This window comes from Paenibacillus thiaminolyticus (genome assembly GCF_007066085.1).
Classification (GTDB): domain Bacteria; phylum Bacillota; class Bacilli; order Paenibacillales; family Paenibacillaceae; genus Paenibacillus_B; species Paenibacillus_B thiaminolyticus.
In genome coordinates this window covers 3,219,381-3,239,658 of the sequence record NZ_CP041405.1, presented here as the reverse complement: position 1 = coordinate 3,239,658, position 20,278 = coordinate 3,219,381, and the positions used below count along the sequence as shown (strand labels likewise).

The window sequence follows — 20,278 nt, the reverse complement described above, 5'->3', positions numbered from 1 at the left end:
TGCTTGTACCAATGGGGGCGAATTGGTGGTGAAGCCGATGAAAATCAATCTGCGTCAATTTAAAATATTTGCCATTCTCTTCACGGTCGGGACGACGATTTTGATTACGCCAGCTGGGTTAGCCGCTGAAATCGGACAAGACGCCTGGATGGCTCCCATCGCGGCAATGGCGCCGGGATTGTTGCTCGTCCTGCTCTATAACGGGATTACCCGTGCCGCTCCCGGAATGACGATCGTTGAAATAGGCGAGTCGCTGTTCGGCACATGGATTGGGAAGGGATTGGCGCTGCTGTTTATCCTGTTTTCCTTTTTTGGAGCCTCATTGGTGTTATTTGATGTCGGCAAGTTCATTATTACAGTGTTAATGCCGGAAACACCGCTTCTGTTTGTCAATGCATTGTTTGCTATTCTTCTCTTGTATGCGATCGGGAGCGGCTTCGATACATTGGCCAGAATGACGGAATTGCTGTTCCCATGGTTTGCGCTTCTGTTTCTCTTTATGGTGGCGCTTCTGCTTCCGCAAATCGATGTTCGGAATGTCCAGCCTTTCCTGGAAGCAGGGCCGAAGGAACTGGCCCATTCGGTTCTGGTGGTGTTGAGCCTGTCCTACATGCCCCTCGCGGTCTTCCTGATGGTTCAACCGGTCGAGCTGACAGATGCCAGGAAAGCCCCTCGAGCCTTCGCTGGGGCTGTACTGGTTGGCGGAGTTCTATCTAGTGTCGTCGCGGCATTAACCATCCTCGTGCTAGGCGCCAACGTCACTTCACTGCAAGAATATCCGGTTTATTCCTTGGCGCAGCGAATAAACATTGGCAAATTTCTGGAACGGGTTGAAGCGATTGCGGCGGGGCTGTGGTTAATAACGACTTTTGTGAAAATGTCCCTCTACTTCTACGCAGCGGTATCAGGGCTTGTTCGTCTTGCCCGCCTTCCAAGCTATCGACCCATATTGCTGCCTATGGTCGCGCTGTTAGTCGTTGTATCGGTAAAGGTTTTTCCGAATTCGGCTGCAGAGCATCAATTCACCGCCACAATCTGGATCACCATCGTATTTACGTCGGGTGTGGCTATTCCCCTTCTATTGTTCATAGGGTTGATGATTAAGCGTCAGTATCATAAGGGAAAACAGTAACCTCCAGCGTGTGCCCGACATCATACTGTCACTCTCTATGTGCGTGCAATCACAAGCTGTTCGAATGGGCCGTGTTACTCTGAAGCAAGAGATGAGAACTATTCTCATTCTAAGCATAGATGTACCATGCAAGCTGCAAGGGGGACTGGCAATGAATAAGACGCTCGATCTGACGAAAACGGTGTTCGACTTATGCGCATCCGATCCCGAGGTTATCCTCATTATGCAGTCATTGGGGTTTGAGCAGATTGCGAATCCCGCCTTATTAAATACGGCCGGCCGCATCATGACGATTCCGCGGGGAGCCAAGGCCAGGGGAATTGATATGGATGTCATTATGGATACATTCGAACGCGAAGGTTATCACGTCATCGGCAAGGAGGGGAACCGCAATGAGTGAGATCATTAGCAACCGCGGGCATCATGGTCATAAAACCAATCGGGAGCGTCAGGAGAAGCTAAAGCAAATTATTAAACAACTCCATGAGGGTAAGCCGGTTGATGAAGTCAGGGCCCAATATGAGGAGGCGGTGGGCGACGTTACGGTGGCGGAAATTTCGGAGCTTGAGCAGGCACTGATCGGAGAAGAGGGAATTCCAGTCGAGGAGGTGCAGCGTCTCTGCTCCGTCCACACGGCCGTATTCAAGGGGTCCATCCAGGAGCTGCACCGTTCGGCTCAGCCAGAGGAGCAGCCCGGACATCCGGTTCATACGTTCAAGCTGGAAAATCGCGAGATGGAGCGACTGCTGCATTTCAAGCTCTCCCTTCATATGGATCGGTTCATGCAGGATGGAAGCGAGCACAGCCGTGGCAAGGTACTGGAAGATTTGAAGCTGCTGATGGAGATAGATAAGCACTACAGCCGCAAGGAGAACTTGCTGTTTCCGTATTTGGAGCAGTACGGAATTCACGGCCCAACGCAGGTCATGTGGGGCGTCGACGATTGTATCCGGGCTGATGTGAAGGCGGTAAGACAGACTATATCCGACTTGTCTTCCGCCGACATTGAAGAACGGGAAGGCATCGCGGCACGTCTGCGCAGCCTTATTCAAGAAGTGGATGAGATGATCTTTAAGGAAGAAAATATACTTCTTCCTATGGCATTGCAGACATTGACAGAGGATGAATGGGTCCGCATCGCCGCAGAGAGCGGAGAGATCGGATACTGCTTTATCGAACCGCCCGCCGAATGGAAGCCTGAGCGTTCGCCAGCTGAAGCTGAGGATACGGCGATACGAGAAGGATATATCCGTCTGGAGACTGGCTTGCTATCTTTGAAGCAACTGGAACTGATGCTGAATCATCTTCCGGTTGATATCACTCTCATCGACGAGCATGATGTCGTCCGCTATTTTTCGCATGGCCCGGAACGCATCTTTACCCGCACGAAGTCGGTTATCGGCCGTACCGTGCAGAATTGCCATCCGCCGCAAAGCGTGCATATTGTCAACCGGCTGTTGGATGACTTCAAGTCGGGTGTGAGGGATGCAGAAGATTTCTGGATTCGGATGAAAGACAAGTATGTGCTGATCCGGTATTTTGCCATTCGAGAGACGGATGGACGCTATATGGGGACATTGGAGTTTACGCAGAATATAGCGCCGATTCAGGCCATTGAGGGAGAGAAGCGCATTTATTCCGGATTATCATAGATTCATGGGTGTGGCCGTTTCCCGGTATTAGCAGGGACGGCCTTTCCTATTTCTAACGATAATAAAATCCACAAAAATCCGGATTCAAACACGCTTCAACCGGGTACATAGCTCATACATATTGTTAATGAATTGTAACCGTTTCACGTAGTTCCCGCTGGGCAGTTATGGTATAATGTAGACATCAAAGGAGGAGTGTCCTATGAATTACAAAGTTCGAGGTCAACACATTGAAGTGACAGACGCCTTGCTCGATTATGTCGAGAAGAAGCTAGGGCGGCTGGAACGCTATTTCGAAGCTCCCCCTACGTCAGATGTCAACGTGACGCTGAGCGTAATACGCGACCAGCATAGCGTTGAAGTGACGATTCCTTTGCCAGGCTTGCTGCTGCGAGCGGAAGATCGGAGCAAGGATATGTATGCTTCCATCGATTCCGTTACGGATAAGCTGGAACGGCAAATTCGCAAGCACAAGACGAAGGTCAACCGGAAGTTCCGTCAGACGGGCACCGAGGCGCATCTGTTCAGTGATGCGGCTACACCAGTACCGGTGGATGAGGAAGACCAGCTCGAAGTCGTACGGACGAAGCGGTTCACGCTGAAGCCGATGGATGTCGAGGAAGCGATTCTGCAGATGAATATGATTGGACATAGTTTCTTCGTCTTCTCGAACTCTGAGACGAAGGAAGTGAACGTAGTCTACCGCCGCAATGACGGGCGCTACGGCTTGATTGAACAAGGCTGATAACGGCTTGGCCGGCTCTGGTGCATCGCGATGTCAGAGTCTGCACCCAATACCCAAATTTGGACTGAGCCTATTTCCACAACGGAATGGGCTCTTTTCGCGTATATATTCTAGTAAGGATGTTTTTTATATACAACTTGTGACTTGACTTGAAAAGTTTCATATTGTTTGCGAAAGCGAGACATTCACTCATTCTGCAAGGCAGGACGGCCTGAATTGGCCGAAATGCGCGAATTCCTGCCCTGCCAAGGTTGCGGGCGCCTTTTGAAACTGTTACAATTTATTGCAAAACGAGTCAACGCCGCCATTCCCGAATCCACCCGCTCCGCGGGGGTGGGATGGACGAAGAAATCACGAACGGATTTGCGTGAAAGGGGTTTAGCATGCTAGGACTTGTGAAAAAGATATTCGGTGATGCCAACGAACGCGAAGTGAAACGGTTGATGAAGACTGTGGAACAGATCAATGGCATGGAGCCGGAATTCGCGAAATTAACGGATGAACAGTTGCGTGGGAAGACGGAGGAATTCCGCGCCCGTCTCGAGAAAGGCGACACGCTGGATCAATTGCTGCCTGAAGCGTTCGCTACCGTCCGCGAAGCGGGCAAGCGCGTGCTCAACAAGCGTCACTATGATGTGCAGCTGCTTGGCGGTATGGTACTTCATGAAGGCAAGATTGCCGAAATGAAAACCGGGGAAGGGAAGACGCTGGTCGGAACTTTGCCCGTCTACCTGAACGCCCTCACAGGCAAAGGCGTGCATGTTGTCACGGTCAATGACTATTTGGCAACACGTGACAGCGAAGAGATGGGGCAAATATACCAGTTCTTAGGGATGACGGTCGGCTTGAACTTGGCTGGCATGGATCCTCTAATGAAAAAGGAAGCCTATACGTGCGATATTACGTATGGCACCAACAATGAGTACGGCTTTGATTACTTGCGCGATAACATGGTGCTCTATAAGGAACAAATGGTTCAGCGCCCGTTGAACTTTGCCATTATTGATGAAGTGGATTCGATTCTGATCGATGAAGCGCGGACGCCGCTGATTATTTCTGGACAAGCTGCCAAGTCGACAGATCTCTACCATTTTGCGGATTCATTCGCGAGACTGTTGGACCCAGAAGAGGATTACACGGTCGACGTCAAGACACGCCAGGTCGCTCTCACAGAAGCCGGGGTAACGAAGGCGGAGAAGGTGCTTGCTGTCGATAACCTGTTCGACCTGAAGAACGTCACGTTGAACCACCACTTGCAGCAGGCGCTCAAGGCGCACGTGATTATGCGCCGCGACGTTGACTATGTGGTGAATGACGGCGAGATTGTCATCGTCGATGAATTCACGGGCCGTATGATGGCGGGCCGCCGGTACAGCGACGGTCTCCATCAGGCGATTGAGGCGAAGGAAAAGCTGGAAGTGCAGAACGAGAGTATGACGCTCGCGACGATCACGTTCCAGAACTATTTCCGGATGTACCGTAAGCTGGCTGGCATGACTGGTACTGCGAAGACGGAGGAAGAAGAATTCAAGAGCATCTACGGCCTCGAGGTCATTCAGATTCCGACGAACAAGCCGAACCAGCGGAAGGACGGGGCGGATGTCGTCTACAAGACGGAGAACGCGAAGTACAACGCGGTCGTCGAAGAAATCGTGAACCGGCATCAGAAGCAGCAGCCAGTTCTTGTCGGTACGGTATCGATCGAGAACTCGGAGCTGCTGTCAGATAAGCTGCGGAAAAAAGGCGTTAAGCATCAGGTCTTGAACGCGAAGTTCCATAAGGAGGAAGCCGAGATTATCTCCCGTGCGGGCGAGCCGGGTCAAGTTACAATCGCGACCAATATGGCCGGGCGCGGTACAGATATTATTCTCGGTGAAGGTGTGGCGGAGCTTGGCGGGCTGCATATTATCGGAACGGAGCGCCATGAGAGCCGCCGGATCGATAACCAGCTTCGCGGCCGTGCGGGACGCCAGGGCGACCCGGGATCGACGCAGTTCTATCTGTCGCTCGGAGACGAGCTGATGCGCCGCTTCGGCGCGGACAACGTGCTCGGCATGATGGAGCGCCTCGGCTTCGAAGAAGATCAGCCGATCGAGTCGAAGCTGATTACCCGCGCGGTAGAATCGGCGCAGAAGCGGGTCGAAGGCAATAACTTCGACTTGCGCAAAGTCGTCCTTCAATATGACGACGTGATGAACCAGCAGCGCGAGATTATTTACCGCCAGCGCCACGAGGTGCTGGAAGCGGAAAATATCCGCCAGATCGTTATGGATATGATCAAGCCTTGCATCGAACGTAATGTCGACGCTCACTGCAATGAGGATGATATTCCGGAGAACTGGGAGCTGCAGGAGATCGTCGATTATATGCACCGGACGATGCTTGATGAAGATACGATTACGAAGGATGACCTGTGGGGCAAGGAGAAGGACGAGATCGTCCAGTTCCTGTTCGACAAGGTCATGGAGAAGTATACCGAGCGGGAAGAGCGTATCGGACCGGAGCTCGTGCGCGAGTTCGAGAAGGTCGTCGTGCTCCGCGCGGTCGATTCCAAATGGATGGATCATATCGATGCGATGGATCATCTTCGCCAGGGCATTCACTTGCGGGCCTACGGCGGTACCGATCCGCTGCGTGAATATCAGTTCGAAGGCTATGAGATGTTCAACAGCATGATTGCTTCCATTCAGGAAGAAGTCTCCCAATACATTATGAAGGCTCAGGTGGAGCAGAACGTGGAACGCCAAGCCGTAGTCGACGAGAGCAAAATGTCGACTAACGCCGAGCCGGCGGTCAAGCGTCCGGTTGCCAAGGGCGAAACGATTGGCCGGAACGACCCTTGCCCTTGCGGCAGCGGCAAGAAATACAAGCAATGTCATGGCAAGCAAGGATAAGGAGCCGTTCTTCGATAGGCCTCGGGTCGGTCAATGTACTACAACCACAGGAGGCACTGTCTGAGCGGCGGCATGGCAGTAAGCCGATGAGAAGGACGGGCGGCAGATTAGGGAGCCGCCCGTTATTCGGATCGGAGGGAATGGGACGCCTTTCCTTCCCATACACTATGGTCGAGGTGACAGCACATGATTGATGCAAGCGTACGTCATCAATTGCGGGATATCGCAGCCAAATTGACCAACCTTAGGGGGTCTCTTTGACTTCGATCTGAAGCAAGAGATGATATCGAACTATGAAGAGAAGATGTCGGCTCCGGACTTCTGGGACGACAACGAACGGGCACAAGGCCTTATTAGCGAGCTTAACGCCATCAAGGGTATTGTTGAGGAGTACAGCAAGCTGCAGCAGGACCACGAGGACACGCAGATGATGCTGGAACTGGCCGACGAGGAAAATGACGAAGGCCTGGCGCAAGAGCTGGCAGACAGCGTCAAGCAGCTGTACGAGCGGGTCGAGCAGTTCGAGCTTCAACTGCTGCTCAGCGAGCCGTACGATAAGATGAATGCCATTCTGGAGCTTCATCCGGGCGCAGGCGGCACCGAGTCGCAGGACTGGGGCCAAATGCTGCTGCGCATGTATACGCGCTGGGCCGAGCAGCGGGGCTTCAAGGTCGAGGTTCTGGACTACCTTCCAGGGGATGAAGCCGGCATCAAGAGCGTGACGCTGCTTATCAAAGGATACAACGCGTACGGCTACTTGAAGGCGGAGAAAGGCGTTCACCGGCTGGTGCGCATCTCTCCATTCGATTCCTCAGGAAGACGCCATACGTCCTTCGTCTCCTGCGATGTCGTTCCCGAGATTACGGATGATGTCGACATCGAGGTGCGGACAGAGGACTTGAAGATTGATACGTACCGGGCCAGCGGCGCCGGCGGCCAGCATATCAATACGACAGATTCGGCCGTGCGGATTACGCATATTCCGACCGGCATCGTCGTGACATGCCAGACGGAACGCTCCCAGATCAAAAACCGCGAACGGGCGATGACCCTCCTGCGATCCAAATTGTACGAACGCAAGATCGAAGAGCAGCAGAAGCAGCTTGCCGAGATCCGCGGCGATCAGATGGATATCGCGTGGGGCAGCCAGATCCGTTCGTACGTGTTTCACCCGTACAGCATGGTCAAGGACCATCGCACCCAGGTGGAGACGGGCAACGTCGGGGCTGTCATGGACGGCGACATCGACGAATTCATTGAAGCGTATTTGCGCACATTAATCCAACCCGCTTCCGAATCTTGATAGAGGCTGTTCAGTTCAAAAAAGCCCCGGCTTTTTGACTCGCCCTAATATAGACCGACTTGCCACCTGCGCCGGTGTTTACATCGGCGCAGGTTTTTTTCTGCACGGCAATGCTTCACTTTACTAGAGTGCTGGCCGGAATGCAATACTATCATGGACGCGGTCCATGCTCTGCAATTATGGTGACGAAGGAGAGACGCAATCGTAATGCCAACTCAATCCCAATCTCAATCCCAATCGCAAGCCTCATCGGCATCTTCCCGCAAGCCGCGGCGCCGCGAGCCCCGGCTGCCCTACCATCATCCGCTCCGAATCGTTCTTGATTACGGCTGGATTTTGGCCGGCGCCTTCATTATGGCGCTCACGTTCAACAGTCTGATGCTGCCGAACCGCATTGCCTCCGGCGGCATCTCCGGTCTGTCCATTCTGCTTGACAAGCAATTCGGCTGGAACCCGGCCTACACTCAGTATGCCTTCAATATTCCGTTATTCATTATCGGCGTTCTGCTGCTCGGCAAGCAGTTCGGCGTACGGACATTCGTCGGCTCGCTGGCGCTGCCGACCTTTATTTTTCTGACGAGCCACATCGAGCCGGCGACAGATAACCCGCTGCTGGCGTCCATATTCGGCGGCATCGGCATCGGCCTGGGTCTCGGCATCGTCTTCCGCGGGCGCGGCTCGACAGGGGGCAACGCCATCTCGGCGCAGCTCCTGCACCGGTACGGACGCATCAGCCTCTCGCTGTCCGTCGCGATCTGCGACGGCGTCATCATCGCGCTGGCTGGCTTCATGCTCTCGTTCGAAAGCGCCATGTATGCGCTCATCGCGTTGTTCATTACGAGCAAGACGATCGACATCGTCCAGGTGGGCCTCGGCTCGACGAAGGTCGCCTTCATCATCAGCGAGGAGGCCGAGCGCATGTCGGAGGTTATCCTGCATGACCTTGATCGCGGCTTGACGAAGCTGCGCGGGGAAGGCGGCTTCACGGGGGAAGGAAGAACCGTATTGATGGTCGTCGTCGGCCAGACGGAGATTATCAGGCTGAAGGAGCTGGTCCGTTCTGTCGATCGGCAAGCTTTCGTCATTATTAGCGACACGAATGAAGTGCTGGGAGAAGGGTTCAAGCTGTCTCCCGACAAGCCGTAAGCGGAGTAATAACCATCAATATATCCCTCTTCAGGCAGGGTCTGGACATTTGTCGAATGTTCAGACTCTTTTCTACATGAATCTATCTAAACTTTCTTGACTTGGGCAGCCAGCCGATGGTACGATTATTACAGAATTGTTACCTACATATGGGAAGATACTCTTTTTACAAAAGTAGACGACTCCTATGAATGATTCCATCATATATATGTTGGATAGAGGATGGATAAGATTCATCTGCCAGAACCACGGCATGAACTAACCGGCCGATTGATGACTGAGTTATGGGAGGTGCATGAATGGCAGTTACGAACAATCGAATCCGTGGCAATCCGTGCGCGCTTCTCATCGTGGTGCTTATTCTCGTGACCTCGATTATCATGCCGATGCACGTTGATTTTCATCCGGTTACGGAAGAGTCGCCGAAGCAAGTGGCTGAACCGTATACGCATACCATTGTTATCACGAGGCCGAACGTCATGATGAAGTTCGTCGGCCCGCCTCCGATTAGTATGACCCCCTCGATTCTAAAATGGAACACTCCATCTGAAATTACACCTCATATCTTTCATTTTTTGGCATTTATTGCGATTGCGCTCAAATGTTTATTTCTCATGCCCGTAAAATTCACCTCGGCGTTTGTGGACAAATCCATGCCCACAGCTGGCAAAGCCGGGAGCAAAAAGCTGAATCATTACGATAGTGGAGGGAATCACATTGAATATCAGGCAATCGGATTTACCGGGAATTGGTCGGAAGTATTCTATGGAGACAGAGAGCGGAGACAAGCTGGTCATTATTATTCATGACGACGGGCGCCGGGAAATGTACCATTTCGACGAGGAAGATCCCGAGCTTATTCTGTCGACGGTAACGTTGGAGGATGAGGAGGCCCGCATGATCGCCGGTATTATCGGTGGATTGAATTATCAACCGAAAGCATTGGAAACGGTAGAGATGGCACTGAACGACCTTGTCATTGAATGGTACAAACTGGATTCGCATTCAAAATGCATCGGCAAACGCATCGGGGAATTGAAGATCCGCGAACAAACGGGCGCGACCATCATCGCCGTAGTCGAGAAAAACCAATCGAAGCACATTAATCCGGGTCCGGATTATCAATTTGCACCGAATACGACGCTGGTAGTCACCGGGGAAAGGCAGCACCTGAAAGCGCTGAAAGCATTTTTGTCTACTGGATGCGATGAAAGTTGATGAGGGGAGGCGGCGCTAAGCCGCATCGATATATGCTGCTATCCCTATGTACAAAGGGGGATATATGGATACATTAATTTTTGAAATCGGACTGGCGATAGCCTTAATTACGATCGTAGGACTCGTGTCGAACAAGCTCCGGTTCTCGGTCATCCCGTTCTATATTTTGATTGGGATGGCCGTCGGACCGCACGCTCCTCATTTCGGAGTCATCGACTTGCGGTTCATTGAGAGCGGAGTATTTATTGATTTCATGGGACGCATTGGCGTGCTGTTCCTGCTATTCTATCTCGGGTTGGAGTTCTCCGTCACACGGTTGCTGAAGTCGGGCAAATCGATTGTCGTCGGCGGGCTGTGCTACATCGGGATCAACTTTGTCTCGGGTTTGCTGCTCGGATGGCTGATGGGCTTCCCGCTCAAAGAGACGATGGTTATCTGCGGCATCATGACGAGCTCGTCCACCGCCATCGTGGCGAAGGTGCTCGTCGATCTGAAGCGGACAGCCAACCCCGAGACCGAGATTATTATGGGCATGATTATGTTCGATGATTTATTCATCGCCGTGCATATTTCGATTTTGTCCGGGCTTGTGCTGAGCGGAGACAGCTCATTCTGGAGCGTGCTCCTGACTTCGCTGTCGGCCTTAATCTTCATTCTGCTCTTCCTGTTCATCGGGCGAAGGTTCATTCCTTTTATCGACAAAGGGCTGAATATCAAGTCGGCGGAGCTGTTCCTGCTTGTCATTATCTCGGCGCTGTTCCTGACAGCAGGCTTCTCGGAGACCTTCCATGTCGCCGAGGCAATCGGGGCCTTGATGGTCGGTATGGTGCTTGCGGAATCGAGCCATGTGAAGCGGATTGAGCATTATATATTGCCGTTCCGCGACTTGTTCGGAGCAATCTTCTTCTTCAGCTTCGGCTTGACGATTGACCCGACCTCGCTGTTCGGGGCGGTATGGGTAGCTTTGCTGGGGGTTCTGCTTACGATTATCGGAAATATGCTCTCCGGCTATATCGCGGGACGCGTGGCCGGCATTTCCGGGCGTGCCTCGATAAACATCGGCTTTACGCTCGTATCCAGGGGCGAATTCTCAATTATTATGGCCAATATCGGAAAAATGGGCGGACTGCTGCCAGTCGTTCAGTCGTTCGCCGTACTGTATGTGCTTATATTGGCTGTCTTGGGCCCGCTGCTGACCAAGGAGTCAGAGCGAATATACGGATTATTCGGCAAGCCGAGGCAGAAGCCCAAGCCGAAGCAGCAGCATAAGGGAATGTAGTCCGTTCTCCGCATGGATCGGAGCGGGTAGCGGAAGCGTGTATACACTTATATGAAAAAGGCATGAGGAGGAGAAGCCCACGGCTTCGCTCCCCATGCCTTTTTCCTTTGTGGAGGGGACAAAAATGGAAAAATGGAAAAGTGATTGTATTTATATAAATCCAGATGTATAATGATACATAAATTATTGCGCCGGAACGTATTTTCTACTGAGAGGCAGAGAAATGGAGAGTGCGAGATATGGGGAAGGAACAGGCATTGAAGGTGGCGATTGTCGGATCGACGGGCTATGGCGGTGTGGAGTTGATTCGCCTGCTGCTGAATCACCCGCATGTGGATATTGCTTCCGTCATCTCGGCATCGAGCGCCGGGACACCGATAACCGCCGGATTTCCGCATCTGCATGAGATCGTGACCGACACGCTGGACGGGGTCGACCCGGAGCTTATCAAGAGCAAGGCCGAGGTTGTATTTACGGCGACGCCTTCGGGCGTCAGCGCCAAGCTCGTGCCGCAACTGCTGGAGGCGGGACTTAAGGTCATCGATTTATCCGGGGATTTCCGGTTGAAGGACGGGGCCGAATATACGAAATGGTATAAGCATGAGGCGCCATCTGCCGAGCTGTTGGAGGAAGCGGTCTACGGTCTGTGCGAATGGAGCGATCGAGCGGAGCTGGTGAAGGGACGAAGGCTGATCTCCAATCCGGGCTGCTATACGACAGCTGCGCTGCTGGGCCTTGCGCCTGCGGTGCAGGCGGGCTGGATCGATCCGGCGACGCTCATTATCGATGCCAAGTCCGGCGTGTCCGGAGCAGGCCGGGGCGTAAGCCTGAATGTTCATTATGCGGAGATGAACGAGAACTTCAAGGCGTACAAGGTGAATAAGCACCAGCATATCCCGGAGATCGAGCAGCTGCTGGGCGAAGCCGCGGGAACGCCAGTGACCGTGACCTTCACGACCCATCTGTCGCCGATGACGCGCGGCATTCTGTGCACGATGTACGCCACGCTGACCGGGGAGTATACGGAGCAGGACTTCATTCGGCTCTATCAGGAGAGCTACGCGGGGCGGCGCTTCGTCCGCATACGCCCGCAAGGGGAGCTGCCGGCGACGAAGGAAGTGTTCGGCTCGAACTATTGCGATATCGGCTTCGCGGTCGATGCCCGCACGAAGCGGGTGACGGTCATTTCCGTCCTCGACAACGTCGTCAAGGGAGCGGCCGGGCAGGCCATCCAGAATTTGAACCTGATGATGGGCTGGGAGGAGAGCAGCGGATTGCAGCTCGCTCCGGTCTACCCATAACCGCAACTTACCATTTCAGAAGAAGAAGGTCGATGCCTTATGAAAAATAAAGAAACCTTGGTTACTGCCACAGAGGTGCCCTATAAGGTGATTGCAGGTTCCATTACGACGCCGCTTGGCTTCCGGGCCGGGGGCCTCCATTGCGGACTGAAAAAAACCGATCGTAATGATCTCGGCGCCATCGTATGCGACGTGGCGGCGACGGCGGCGGCGGTCTACACGACGAACGCCTTCCAGGCGGCCCCGCTGGCTGTGACCCGCGCCAGCCTGGCGGAAGCCGGCACGCTGCGCGCCGTGCTCGTCAACAGCGGCAACGCCAACGCCTGCACCGGCAAGCAGGGCGAGGCGGATGCCTACCGCATGCGCAGCGCCTTCGCCGCGCAGTTGGGCTTCGCCCCGCATGAGGTGGCAGTCGCTTCGACCGGCGTTATCGGCGAGCGGCTGAAGATGGAGTGCGTCGAGCGGGGCATGGCGGCTTTGCCTGCCCGGCTGACGGCCGAGGCGGACGGCGCCGAGCAGTTCGCGCAGGCGATTTTGACGACGGATCTCGTCAAGAAGGAAGCCTGCGCGGCGGTAACGGTGAACGGCAAGAGCGTGACTGTTGCAGGCGCGGCCAAAGGATCCGGCATGATTCATCCGAACATGGCGACGATGCTGGGCTTCGTGACGACCGACGCTGCGATTGAGCGCTCCGCGCTGGAACGGCTGCTGCGGCAGACGACCGACGTGACGTTCAATATGATTACGGTCGATGGCGACACGAGCACGAACGATATGCTGCTCGCGATGGCCAGCGGCCTGGCGGGCAATGAACCGCTGCACGAGGGCCATCCGGATTGGGCGGCGTTCGCCGCCGCCTTCCGCTACATCTGCGGTCAGCTGGCGCAGGCGATTGCCCGTGACGGCGAAGGGGCGACGAAGCTCATCGAGGTAAACGTCATCGGCGCGGTGACCGAGGATGCGGCCCGGGCGATCGCGAAGTCGGTTATCGGCTCCAGCCTCGTCAAGTCTGCCGCTTTCGGGGCGGATGCGAACTGGGGGCGGATTATCGCGGCGGTCGGCTATTCGGGCCAGCCGGTGAATGTCGACACCGTCGATATTCATATCGGGCCGATTGAGGTGTTGAAGCAATCGACCCCGGTGCCGTTCGATGAAGACGCGGCGCTGGATTATTTGAAGGGCGACACGGTGCATATCCACGTGGACCTCCATATGGGCACCGGCGCAGCGACGGCATGGGGCTGCGACCTGACCTATGATTATGTCCGCATCAATGCGGCCTACCGGACATAGACAGACCTTGGATAATTGACGGGATGAATCATTTATCCCGCTAAGAAAATAGGCAGTAATAATGTTACTAAATAGATGTAATAGGCTTACAAAGAGATTGGCTTCCCGGTGGAGAGGGGGATGGACCTTGCACATGTTGTCTCAGGATCAGGAGAAGGGAACGAAGACGAAGCGCTTCGTACGGACGGAACGGTTCGTTATGAAATGCGGCGGCAGCACCCTGGCGGCGCTGCCCGATACATTCTATCAGCAGCTGACGCAGCTGCAGGCGGAAGGCATGATGCCGGTCATCGTGCACGGCGGCGGTCCGGCGATCTCGGCGATGCTCGACAAGCTCGGCATCGAGAGCGAATTCGTAGGCGGGCTGCGCAAGACGGATGAGACCGTGCTGGACGTTGTGGAAATGGTGCTGGCCGGACAGATCAACAAGCAGATTGTCCGGCGCTTGACCGGGACGGGCGCGCGTGCGGTCGGCCTGTCGGGAACGGACGGCGGGCTCATACAGGCCCGGCCGGTCGCCAACGAGACGGAAGTCGGCTACGTCGGCGACGTAACGCAGGTAAATGCCGAGTTAGTAGAGGCGCTGATCGGCCAACAGTATATGCTGGTAATCGCGCCGATCGGACTCGACGGCGGCGGACAGCGCTACAACATTAATGCGGATACGGCGGCCGGCGCGGTTGCTGCGCATCTCGGCGTGGAGCGGCTCATCGTCATTACCGATGTGCCGGGAATTATGAAGATGAACGACGGCGTTCGCACCGTTCTGCCCGTCGTGACGACAGAGGCGATCGAGTCGATGATCGCGAGCGGAGAGATTTACGGCGGGATGATTCCAAAGGTTCGCGCCGCGATGCAGTGCATGGCGGGCGGAGTGAAGGAAGTCGTCATCGCAGACGGAGCGGAGCCCGGAATATTGCATCGCCTGATGAGCGGAGAGATTATTGGCACGCGAATCGTGCAGGAACAGGATAAGGAGGGAGTACAGTGACGCAGGCGGACAACGTAACATCATCATTATTGCCAACCTATGCGCGCTATCCAATGACACTCGTGAAAGGAAGCGGCAGCCGATTATGGGATGATCGGGGCAACTCGTATCTCGACTTCATGAGCGGCATTGCTGTCGCGAATCTCGGGCATGTGCCGGAGCGGGTCAAGGCGCGCGTGCAGGAGCAACTGGAGACGCTCTGGCACGTCTCCAACCTGTTCCGCATTCCGCAGCAGGAGCAGGCGGCCGAATGGCTGACGAAGCATACCTGCGCGGACGCGGTCTTCTTTTGCAACAGTGGAGCGGAAGCGAATGAGGCCGCCATCAAGCTGGCCCGCCGCTACCACGCCAAGGTGGCCAAGAGCGGACGCTATGAGATCATTACGTTCCAGCAGTCGTTCCACGGACGGACGCTGGCGACGCTGACAGCGACAGGGCAGGATAAGGTGAAGGAAGGGTTTCACCCGCTGCCGGAAGGCTTCCGCTATGTGCCATTCAACGATATCGAGAGCCTGCGGGCGGCCGTGAGCGATAAGACAGCCGCTATCATGCTGGAGATCGTGCAGGCCGAAGGCGGCGTGCATACGATTAAGGCAGCCTTCGCCCAAGAAGTGGCGAAGCTGTGCGCCGAACACGGGCTGCTGCTTATCATCGACGAGGTGCAGACCGGCATGGGCCGCACGGGAGCGCTGTTCGCGCACGAGCATTACGGGCTTGAGCCCGATATATTCACCGTTGCGAAGGGGCTGGGCAGCGGCTTCCCGGTCGGCGCGATGCTCGCCAAGGAGCATCTGCGCGAAGCGTTCGGCCCCGGCAGCCACGGCTCAACCTTCGGCGGCAATCCGCTCGCGATGTCCGCGGTCATCGGCACGATGGAGACGATGATCGAGGAGAAGGCCGCCCAGCGGGCGGCGGAGCGCGGAGCGTATCTGCTGAACTCGCTGAAGGTGAAGCTGAGCGACGTGCCGGTGGTGAAGGATGTCCGCGGCTTGGGGCTCATTATCGGAATCGAATGCAGCGAACCGGCCGCGGACATCGTGGAAGCGGCCCGCGCCGCCGGACTCCTCGTCATTACGGCCGGTCCGAACGTCGTCCGGCTGCTGCCGAATCTGCTCGTAACGCCGGAGGAGATCGATGAGGCGGTCTCGATTCTGCATCAAGTGCTGGAGGCGCGTTCGCTGGCGAAGGCGCTCGTATAAATCAAATACCATACCCGGAGCCTGCCGGGCGCTTGCGGCCGGGGGCTTCGTTCATTGAAGGCGCAACAGGAATACATTCGCGGCGAACCGCCGCGACGAGACGGATTACGGAGGTGGCTTTATGACATTGACAGGGGCGAAGATTGATTTGCGCGGACGCGATTTCATCGCGTTGGCTGATTATACGAAGGAAGAGCTGGAGTACTTAATCGATTTGGCGATCGAACTGAAGCGCAAGCAGAAGGCGGGCGAGGTGTACCATCCGCTGGCGGGGAAGACGCTTGGCATGATTTTCGAGAAGTCGTCCACCCGGACGCGTGTCTCCTTCGAGGTGGGCATGTACCAGTTGGGCGGACATGCGCTCTTTTTGAGCAAAAACGATCTGCAGTTAGGGCGCGGAGAGACGATCTCGGATACGGCGCAGGTGATGTCCCGCTATCTGGACGGCATCATGATTCGAACGTTCGCTCATCGCACGGTCATTGATCTGGCGCGCAGCGCGACAATTCCGGTCATCAACGGACTGACGGATATGAGCCATCCTTGCCAGGTGCTGGCCGACTACCAGACGATTCTCGAGCATAAAGGCCGTCTGGCCGGCTTGAAAGTCGCTTATATCGGCGACGGCAATAATATGGCGCACTCGCTTATGATGGGCGCCGCGAAGCTGGGCGTCAACATGGCTGTCGCTTCTCCGGAAGGCTACGCGCCGGATGCCAATGTGATTGCCCAATGCAAGGAGCAGGCCGGGCTGACCGGAGCGGAACTGGTTGTCACCCAGGATCCTGCCGAAGCGGTCGCGGCTGCGGATGTCATTTACACGGATGTGTGGGCAAGCATGGGCTTCGAGGAAGAGCAGAAGGTACGGGAGCAGGCGTTCAAGAGCTTCCAGGTGAATGAGGACCTCGTGCGCTATGCGAAGCCGGATTACATCTTCATGCATTGCCTGCCGGCGCATCGCGGCGAAGAGGTAAGCGCGGACGTTATTGACGGCGGCAATTCGGTTATTTTCGACGAGGCGGAAAATCGCCTGCACGCACAGAAGGCGATCCTGGCGGCTTTGATGGGATAACGGGATAGAAGAGATAGTATGGCAGGAACGGGATGAAGAGGAACGGGGGAGACAGAAGTGGAAAAGATCAAAATCGTATTGGCGTATTCGGGCGGCCTCGATACGTCGGTCATTTTAACCTGGTTAAAAGAAACCTATGACGCCGAAATTATCGCGTTCACCGCAGATGTGGGCCAGAAGGAAGAACTGGACGGCCTCGAAGCGAAAGCGATCGCGACCGGCGCATCCAAAGTATATATCGACGATCTCCAGGAGGAGTTCGCTCGCGATTTCATCTACCCGATGTTCCAGGCGGGCGCCCTGTACGAAGGCCAATATTTGCTCGGCACGAGCATCGCGCGGCCGCTGATTGCGAAGCGCATGGTCGAGATCGCCCGCAAGGAGGGGGCCAAGTTCATTGCGCATGGCGCGACGGGCAAAGGCAATGATCAGGTGCGCTTCGAGCTGGCTGTCGCGTCGCTGGCGCCGGACATCGAAGTGATCGCCCCATGGCGCTCCGAAGAGTTCCGGTCCCAATTCCCGGGCCGCGCCGAGATGATCGCTTATGCGGAGAAGCATGGCATTCCGGTGCAGGCATCGGCGGCGAAGCCGTACTCGACCGACCGCAACCTGCTTCATATCAGCTTCGAGAGCGGCATGCTGGAGGATCCGTGGTTCGACGCGGCTGCCGACAGCAACAAGGAAATGTACGTGCTGAGCGTGGCGCCGGAAGACGCGCCAGACGAAGCCGAGTACGTCGAATTGACGTTCGATCAGGGGAACTGCGTCGCGGTCAACGGTGAGCATATGACGCCGCTGCAGGTGATGAACAAGCTGAATGAGCTTGGCGGCAAGCACGGCATCGGCCGCGTCGACATGGTCGAGAACCGCTTCGTCGGCATGAAGAGCCGGGGCGTATACGAGACGCCGGGAGGGACGATTCTGTTCACTGCACACCGGAAAATGGAGTCGCTCACGATGGACCGCGAAGTGATGCATCTGCGTGACTCGCTCATTCCGAAGTATAGCTCGATCGTGTATAACGGCTTCTGGTTCGCCCCGGAACGCCTTGCGATTCAAGCGCTCGTGGACGAGAGCCAGAAGCATGTGACGGGCACCGTTCGCCTGAAGCTGTACAAAGGCAATGTCCTCGGCGCCGGGGTGCAGAGCCCGTTGAGCCTGTACAACCCGGATATCGCAACGATGGAAGCCGATCCGACCCAGGCTTACGATCAGAATGATGCGACCGGCTTCATTCATCTGAACGCGCTGCGGCTGAAGGTCGCATCCGGCGTCCATGGCGCCAGCGTGCACGGAGCCAAGCTGGAGCAATAGACAGCACGGAACAGGCAGGCGGAGACTAGGGAGCTGCGCAAGGCAGTTACGTACGGCAGCTGCAGCCGCTTGCCGCAGGCACGGGTTGCGGGTCTGCAACGCAAGCAAGGTGGAGGGGGTTACAGGGTGAGCAAATTATGGGGCGGCCGGTTCACGAAGCAGACGAACGAGCTGGTGGAACAATATACGGCCTCGATCTCATTTGACAAATTGATGGCAGAAGAAGACATTCAGGGCAGCCTCGCGCATGTCACCATGCTGGGCCGCTGCGGAATTCTACCGCAGGACGATGTCGAGACTATTAAAAACGGATTGAATCAAGTCTTGAACCGGATTCAGAACGGCGAGATGGAATATTCCGTATCTGATGAAGATATCCATATGAATATCGAAAAGACGCTGATAGAAATCGTCGGCCCGGTCGGCGGGAAGCTGCATACGGGACGAAGCCGCAACGATCAGGTGGCGACCGATATGCATCTCTACTTGCGCAAGCATGTCGTCTCCTTCGTCGGCCTGCTGGCTGACCTGCAGAACGCGCTTATCAAGCAGGCCAAGGAAAATATCGGCACGATCGTGCCGGGATACACTCATTTGCAGCGGGCGCAGCCGATCCTGTTCGCCCATCATCTGATGGCGTACGTATCCATGTTCGAGCGCGATATCGAGCGCCTTATCGACAGCTACAAGCGGATCAATGTTCTGCCGCTTGGCGCCGGCGCCTTGGCGGGAACGACCTTCGCCATCGATCGGCATCTGGTCGCCGAGCTGCTTGGCTTCGACCGCGTGTACGAGAACAGCCTCGATGCGGTGAGCGACCGCGATTTCATCGTCGAGTTCCTCTCGAACGCGTCGCTCATTATGATGCACCTGTCCCGGCTGTGCGAGGAGATGGTGCTCTGGTCGAGTACCGAGTTCCAATTCATCGAGCTGGACGACGCGTTCTGCACGGGTTCGAGTATTATGCCACAGAAGAAAAATCCGGATGTGGCCGAACTGGTGCGTGGCAAGACTGGACGCGTGTACGGTCATCTCGTCGGCATGCTGACCGTGCTCAAGGCGCTGCCGCTCGCGTACAACAAAGACATGCAGGAAGACAAGGAAGGCATGTTCGATACGGTGGATACGCTCGATGGAGCGCTACGTCTGTTCGCGCCGATGATCGGCACGATGAAGGTCAACCGCGGCCGGATGGCCGACGCGGTCCGCCAGGACTTCTCCAACGCGACCGACATCGCCGACTTCCTCGTGAACAAAGGCTTGCCGTTCCGGCAGGCGCATGAAGTAATCGGCAAGACGGTGCTCTACTGCATCGAGAGGAACAAGTTTTTGCTCGATCTGACCCTGGAAGAATTCCAGCAATTCTCCCCGTTGTTCGACGAGCACATCTATACGGTGCTGCAGCCGGAGAACGTGGTCAACGCCCGGAACGTATACGGCGGCACCGCGACCGGTCAGGTGCAGGCGGCGATCGCCCGCGCCGAGCAAGCAGCGGCGAAGACGGCGGCCTGGGTGCAGGAGAAGTAGCCGAATGCATAACCGTTACATTTCGGACACATCGGGTTCATGAAAATGGGCCTTGCCCGTTATAACGCTGGGCATGCGTTAATAGCGTCCCGTGAGGCGCTGACGCATGCCAAGGTAATTCTAGAGGTCCCTGCCTGATGCGGCAGGGACCTTTTTCTCCGATGGGCACATAGGCCGCTTGTGGTTAGGTTGATATCTGTCCTTTGCTGCGA

General features: G+C 55.7%; 17 protein-coding genes. All 17 read left to right on the top strand.

The window, feature by feature from the left end; genetic code table 11:
• Positions 1–37 precede the first annotated feature (37 nt).
• A complete protein-coding gene (locus FLT43_RS14515; protein ID WP_087440234.1) occupies positions 38–1,132 on the top strand; it encodes a GerAB/ArcD/ProY family transporter in 1,095 nt (364 codons plus the stop codon).
• A 151-nt stretch (positions 1,133–1,283) separates the two neighbouring features.
• The gene (locus tag FLT43_RS14510) at positions 1,284–1,532 is read left to right on the top strand and encodes a DUF1858 domain-containing protein (protein WP_087440206.1); all 249 of its coding nucleotides are present in this window, start codon (positions 1,284–1,286) and stop codon (positions 1,530–1,532) included.
• Positions 1,525–2,784: a DUF438 domain-containing protein gene (locus FLT43_RS14505; protein ID WP_087440205.1), complete on the top strand. Its 1,260-nt coding sequence runs from the start codon at positions 1,525–1,527 to the stop codon at positions 2,782–2,784. Before FLT43_RS14510 ends, FLT43_RS14505 begins: the two co-directional genes overlap by 8 nt.
• Positions 2,785–2,986: 202 nt before the next feature.
• Positions 2,987–3,529, top strand: a complete 543-nt coding sequence (gene hpf, locus FLT43_RS14500; protein ID WP_087440204.1) for a ribosome hibernation-promoting factor, HPF/YfiA family — start codon at positions 2,987–2,989, stop codon at positions 3,527–3,529.
• Positions 3,530–3,912: 383 nt separating this feature from the next.
• On the top strand, positions 3,913–6,423 hold the full coding sequence (gene secA, locus FLT43_RS14495; RefSeq protein WP_087440203.1) for a preprotein translocase subunit SecA: 2,511 nt from the start codon (positions 3,913–3,915) through the stop codon (positions 6,421–6,423).
• Between the two features lie 186 nt (positions 6,424–6,609).
• A protein-coding gene (gene prfB / locus FLT43_RS14490) for a peptide chain release factor 2 (protein WP_115057802.1) occupies positions 6,610–7,726 on the top strand; the annotation gives its coding sequence in 2 pieces (ribosomal slippage) (positions 6,610–6,681 and positions 6,683–7,726; 1,116 coding nt in all).
• Positions 7,727–7,933: 207 nt separating this feature from the next.
• Positions 7,934–8,872, top strand: a complete 939-nt coding sequence (locus FLT43_RS14485) for a YitT family protein (RefSeq protein ID WP_087440201.1) — start codon at positions 7,934–7,936, stop codon at positions 8,870–8,872.
• Positions 8,873–9,171: 299 nt separating this feature from the next.
• Positions 9,172–9,681 (top strand): hypothetical protein, encoded by a 510-nt coding sequence (locus FLT43_RS14480; protein WP_087440200.1) that lies wholly within the window; start codon positions 9,172–9,174, stop codon positions 9,679–9,681.
• Positions 9,638–10,090, top strand: a complete 453-nt coding sequence (locus FLT43_RS14475; RefSeq protein ID WP_087440199.1) for a cation:proton antiporter regulatory subunit — start codon at positions 9,638–9,640, stop codon at positions 10,088–10,090. The genes FLT43_RS14480 and FLT43_RS14475 overlap by 44 nt, the downstream gene beginning before the upstream one ends.
• Positions 10,091–10,154: 64 nt before the next feature.
• Entirely contained in the window at positions 10,155–11,369 is a 1,215-nt protein-coding gene (locus FLT43_RS14470) for a cation:proton antiporter (protein ID WP_087440198.1), read from the top strand.
• 239 nt (positions 11,370–11,608) lie between these two features.
• On the top strand, positions 11,609–12,670 hold the full coding sequence (gene argC / locus FLT43_RS14465; protein WP_087440197.1) for an N-acetyl-gamma-glutamyl-phosphate reductase: 1,062 nt from the start codon (positions 11,609–11,611) through the stop codon (positions 12,668–12,670).
• A gap of 39 nt (positions 12,671–12,709) precedes the next feature.
• Entirely contained in the window at positions 12,710–13,963 is a 1,254-nt protein-coding gene (argJ, locus tag FLT43_RS14460; RefSeq protein ID WP_087440196.1) for a bifunctional glutamate N-acetyltransferase/amino-acid acetyltransferase ArgJ, read from the top strand.
• A gap of 133 nt (positions 13,964–14,096) precedes the next feature.
• Entirely contained in the window at positions 14,097–14,954 is an 858-nt protein-coding gene (argB, locus tag FLT43_RS14455) for an acetylglutamate kinase (RefSeq protein WP_087440195.1), read from the top strand.
• Positions 14,951–16,153 carry an acetylornithine transaminase gene (locus FLT43_RS14450; RefSeq protein ID WP_087440194.1) on the top strand — a complete coding sequence of 401 codons (1,203 nt, stop codon included), beginning with the start codon at positions 14,951–14,953 and terminating at the stop codon, positions 16,151–16,153. Before argB ends, FLT43_RS14450 begins: the two co-directional genes overlap by 4 nt.
• A gap of 121 nt (positions 16,154–16,274) precedes the next feature.
• The gene (argF, locus tag FLT43_RS14445) at positions 16,275–17,225 is read left to right on the top strand and encodes an ornithine carbamoyltransferase (protein WP_087440193.1); all 951 of its coding nucleotides are present in this window, start codon (positions 16,275–16,277) and stop codon (positions 17,223–17,225) included.
• A 57-nt stretch (positions 17,226–17,282) separates the two neighbouring features.
• Complete coding sequence (locus FLT43_RS14440) at positions 17,283–18,539, top strand: argininosuccinate synthase (protein ID WP_087440192.1); 1,257 nt, start codon at positions 17,283–17,285, stop codon at positions 18,537–18,539.
• A gap of 126 nt (positions 18,540–18,665) precedes the next feature.
• Positions 18,666–20,066 carry an argininosuccinate lyase gene (gene argH / locus FLT43_RS14435; RefSeq protein ID WP_087440191.1) on the top strand — a complete coding sequence of 467 codons (1,401 nt, stop codon included), beginning with the start codon at positions 18,666–18,668 and terminating at the stop codon, positions 20,064–20,066.
• Positions 20,067–20,278: the final 212 nt, after the last annotated feature.

Coding starts and splice junctions, on each gene's coding strand:
- FLT43_RS14515 (WP_087440234.1), top strand. CDS start 38: ATGAAAATCAATCTGCGTCAATTTAAAATATTTGCCATTCTCTTCACG.
- FLT43_RS14510 (WP_087440206.1), top strand. CDS start 1,284: ATGAATAAGACGCTCGATCTGACGAAAACGGTGTTCGACTTATGCGCA.
- FLT43_RS14505 (WP_087440205.1), top strand. CDS start 1,525: ATGAGTGAGATCATTAGCAACCGCGGGCATCATGGTCATAAAACCAAT.
- hpf (WP_087440204.1), top strand. CDS start 2,987: ATGAATTACAAAGTTCGAGGTCAACACATTGAAGTGACAGACGCCTTG.
- secA (WP_087440203.1), top strand. CDS start 3,913: ATGCTAGGACTTGTGAAAAAGATATTCGGTGATGCCAACGAACGCGAA.
- FLT43_RS14485 (WP_087440201.1), top strand. CDS start 7,934: ATGCCAACTCAATCCCAATCTCAATCCCAATCGCAAGCCTCATCGGCA.
- FLT43_RS14480 (WP_087440200.1), top strand. CDS start 9,172: ATGGCAGTTACGAACAATCGAATCCGTGGCAATCCGTGCGCGCTTCTC.
- FLT43_RS14475 (WP_087440199.1), top strand. CDS start 9,638: ATGGAGACAGAGAGCGGAGACAAGCTGGTCATTATTATTCATGACGAC.
- FLT43_RS14470 (WP_087440198.1), top strand. CDS start 10,155: ATGGATACATTAATTTTTGAAATCGGACTGGCGATAGCCTTAATTACG.
- argC (WP_087440197.1), top strand. CDS start 11,609: ATGGGGAAGGAACAGGCATTGAAGGTGGCGATTGTCGGATCGACGGGC.
- argJ (WP_087440196.1), top strand. CDS start 12,710: ATGAAAAATAAAGAAACCTTGGTTACTGCCACAGAGGTGCCCTATAAG.
- argB (WP_087440195.1), top strand. CDS start 14,097: ATGTTGTCTCAGGATCAGGAGAAGGGAACGAAGACGAAGCGCTTCGTA.
- argF (WP_087440193.1), top strand. CDS start 16,275: ATGACATTGACAGGGGCGAAGATTGATTTGCGCGGACGCGATTTCATC.